The following is a 3907-nucleotide window of genomic DNA, read 5'->3' as shown; positions in this document are numbered from 1 at the left end:
CCCCTAAACCTATTGTTTCTATCCGTAACCTACGGGTTGGCTTTCCTAACAAGGGCATGTTTGGTACAAAAAAAGGTTATACTATGGCGGTAAATGATGTTTCCTTTGATGTATTTTCAGGAGAAACATTGGGATTAGTGGGAGAATCTGGTTGTGGAAAATCTACCTTAGCTAGAACATTATTACGCTTAATTGAACCGATGGGTGGGGAGGTGGAATTTAACGAGCGAGATATTACTTATCTTAAAGGTGACAAATTGCGGCAATTGCGGCGCGATATGCAAATTGTTTTCCAAAATCCATTTAGCTCCCTCGATCCTCGCATCAAGATTGGCGATGCGGTGATGGAGCCATTGATCGTTCACCGTTGGGGTAAAAACGATCGGGAACGTCGCGATCGCGCTAGTGATATGTTAAAGAATGTGGGATTAGATCCGGATCGGATGAATCGCTATCCTCATGAGTTTTCCGGGGGGCAACGTCAACGGGTTTGTATTGCGAGAGCATTGGCTCTAGATCCTAATCCAAAATTGATTATCTGTGATGAATCAGTTTCGGCTTTGGATGTTTCAGTACAAGCAGAAGTACTAAATTTACTGAAAGATTTGCAACGTCAGTGGAGTCTAACCTATATCTTTATTTCTCATGACTTAAGTGTGGTGAAATTTATGAGCGATCGTATTATGGTAATGAATAAGGGCAAAATTGAAGAAATCGATCGAGCTGAGAGGATATACTGGGAACCCCAAACTGACTATACTCGCCAGCTTATTTCCTCGATTCCTACTGGTAGTTTGGAGAGAATCAAACAATTACAACAACGGGGATAGGGGGAGTAGGGAGTAGGGAGTAGGGAGTAGGGAGTGGGGAGTGGAGTGAAAGTATTTGTTTACTTCATCCTTTTGACTTTTGACTTTCCTTGAATGACCTGGGCTATGATATGAAGATGGCTATGTATAGCAGTCGCCAGGGCTGTTAGGACATCCGAAAACGCCAGAATTAATTCACAGCAGGTATTTCACTTTTGACTTTTGACTTTTGACTTTTGACTTTTGCTATAGAATGGATTGTAACTGTTGGTTTGATTGGGATGGGAGGATCGTCCCAGAAGAGGAGTGGTAGGTACGGTGATGGCAATCAATTCCCCTATTTTGCCAGATTTGGGTGGGGAATCTAGCCCTTTGCTATGTTGTCAACAACCCACCGTTAAATCGGAGTACCGACTATAACGGGGGCTTGTAAGATAGCCCTAGTTGACCAGACTCAGGTCGACTTACCTACGTTAGTGGCAAGCGTTTAAGTTCTTACCGAAGGATGCGTAGCTAGTCTTTCGCTCTAAAACTCTTAGGTTAAACAGTCATTTGGGAGACAGTGCCTAAGAGATAGTACCGACCGCTAACTTTGTCTAAGCTAACTTTATCGGAGAAATCCGAGGTTTTGTAGGTTTCCAATCAAAAAATCTGCACTTTTGTTTCAATTTAAAGTTAATCTTATTTTGCCTAGACCCCGCCCCCCTTTTCCTCTCGCCGCTAACCTGAGTACAGGTATAGCGGGAGTCTCCAAGGGGGAAGAAAGATGAATGGACGCATCTTATCGGGTGAATACCGATCTAATTCCGTTGTGGATAAAAATCAATTCAATGAGCTAAATATTGCTCAATCTCAAGACATTATTTATAAGTTCCTTCTTGATATTGTTAATCAAGCGCCTCCAGAAACTGTCTTGGTTGAATTCAAGCAGTTATTTCTGCTTGGCAATACTCAAACTAACCCCCATGTTAATCAGGCATTTTCTCAAATTGTTTCTCGCAACAATGAGGAAGAATTTAGAAATACTCTCAAACGATCCTACTACATTCTAATTAATAACTGGTCCGCTAAGAGGAAATATCAGGAAATTGAAAACTTAGTTCAAATCTTGGCTGATATTGAGGTTAACCCGCCTAAGTTATCTGAGAATTTCAGTTATCTGGGTAGGTTTCTGAGTAATTTTATCAAAAGTCAAGATTATGAAGAGCTAAAGCTATTTACATCTCCCCATAGCTTCCTGAAACAAGAGCATTGGAGTGAGAGATATCGATCTTACTTATTAGTGCCTCAGTACCTTGATGCCCAGAATCCAATTGAACAAAGGGAAATTGCTAAAGATTTATCGAAACGCCTCAAGAAAAAGTTTAAATTTGAGCTAGCAATGTACACGGCTCGTTGTAATTCGCCTAAGTATCAGGAAGAAGAAATTACCAATCCAACTAAATTAGGTAATCAAGTCATTCACTTAATCAAAAAAGTCAGTTCTCAACAGCTATCGTTCAGTTACTTAAATCAGGCAAGTCTTTTCCTACGGCAGGTAAAAAATGTTGAGTATAGGGAATTCAAGCAAAGCTTTAAAAAATACTTGGTGTTTTCCCACAACAACAATAACTACTTGAAATTGATAGAATTGCAATTTTTTCCTAAGCTAAATAATCTCTACGAAAAGTATAATCATAAACCATTAACCGATGATTTGCTCCTCCGTACCTGTCGGAGAGCGATCGAATTTATGACGACGGAAGATGGCGAGCAGCCTTCTTCCCTATTTATTGCACTGACAATGGAAGGAAATCCTCTATTTATTGTCATAACTCTGCTCAAAATTACGCTCATTTGTAAATCTGCTCAAAATCATTTAGAAGTTTCCATTGCTCGGCTAATTAAATATTACGAGAAATTTCCGGAGAATGAATGTCAATGGTTTATTCATTTCTTGGAGACATTTAATATTGTATTGACTCTTTATAATGAAGATATTCACTATGATTTAGTTAAGATAAACGGATCGTCTGATGATTTTAATAGTTCTAATATTGGAGATAAAATATCCATTAATCTAGATGCCTATCGAGTTTTTTCTCAACTAAAAGGAACCGACTTGCGTGGTGCGGAGCTTAGGGGGGCTGATATCCGCAGTACGGATTTAATGGCGGCTGATTTGCGAGATGCTGAACTTAGCGATGCCGATCTAAGTTACGCTGACTTGAGTCTGGCAAAACTGAGTAACGCTAATTTGAGCCGCGCTACCCTTGAACATACAGATCTAAGTGGTGCAATGCTCAATCGTGCCAATTTGAGTGATGCTAATCTTAAAGATGCTGACCTCCGTTGCGCTCACTTGCGACAAACTAAGCTTAATCGCGCTAATTTGACTAATACTAATATTCGTCGTGCTGAATTACAGCAAGCAGAACTGAACGGGGCTAATCTTAGTGGTGCTAGCTTGAACGGTTCGGATTTTAGAGGAGCTGATATGCAATATGCTAACTTGAGCGATGCCGATTTGAGCAATGCCAATTTCAGTAATGCTAATCTGAGTGATGCTAACCTCAAAAATTCTCAATTACGCCATACCAGGCTTAACCATGCTAATCTCACGGGAGCCAACTTGATCGGTGCTAACCTCACCCATGCTAGCTTAATCCATGCAGATTTGAGTCGCGCCGATTTGAGTCGGGTAGACTTGAGCCATGGGAATCTCAGTGGTACAGATCTAAGAAATGCTGTATTACGCCATGTCAATCTTAGCAGTGCGAATCTAAGTCATGCAGATCTTAGGGGAGCTAAACTTTTCGGAACTAACCTTAGCGGTGTTAATATTCATGGCACTCAGTTTGGCAATAATTCAGGATTATCTGAGGAGATGAAGCTGCAACTAGAGCAACAAGGTGCAATTATCGATCGTGGGGAGTAGGGAGTAGGGAGTGGGGAGTAGGGAGTAGGGAGTAGGGAAAGATTGTCTCTTATACAGATTGGAGGCGGCTGACGACGTACACTGTACAGATCTTGCTGTCCCGCCGAGCTGTTCAGAGAATCTAGTGTGTGGCGAGTGCGTCTCACTCCCTACCATCCTATATCGACTGATCTTACCCCTT

General features: G+C 41.2%; 2 protein-coding genes. Both read left to right on the top strand.

The window, feature by feature from the left end:
• Window positions 1-830 (top strand): ATP-binding cassette domain-containing protein (locus tag NJ959_RS26865; RefSeq protein WP_254014825.1); only part of this gene is annotated, 830 nt, incomplete at its 5' end.
• 745 nt (window positions 831-1575) lie between these two features.
• On the top strand, window positions 1576-3726 hold the full coding sequence (locus NJ959_RS26860; RefSeq protein ID WP_254014824.1) for a pentapeptide repeat-containing protein: 2151 nt from the start codon (window positions 1576-1578) through the stop codon (window positions 3724-3726).
• Window positions 3727-3907: the final 181 nt, after the last annotated feature.

Source organism: Limnofasciculus baicalensis BBK-W-15 (assembly GCF_024178385.1).
In the GTDB taxonomy this organism is placed as follows: Bacteria; Cyanobacteriota; Cyanobacteriia; order Cyanobacteriales; family Coleofasciculaceae; genus Limnofasciculus; species Limnofasciculus baicalensis.
The sequence above is the reverse complement of the archived record's forward strand: the minus strand, read 5'-3'. Positions and strand labels throughout refer to the sequence as shown.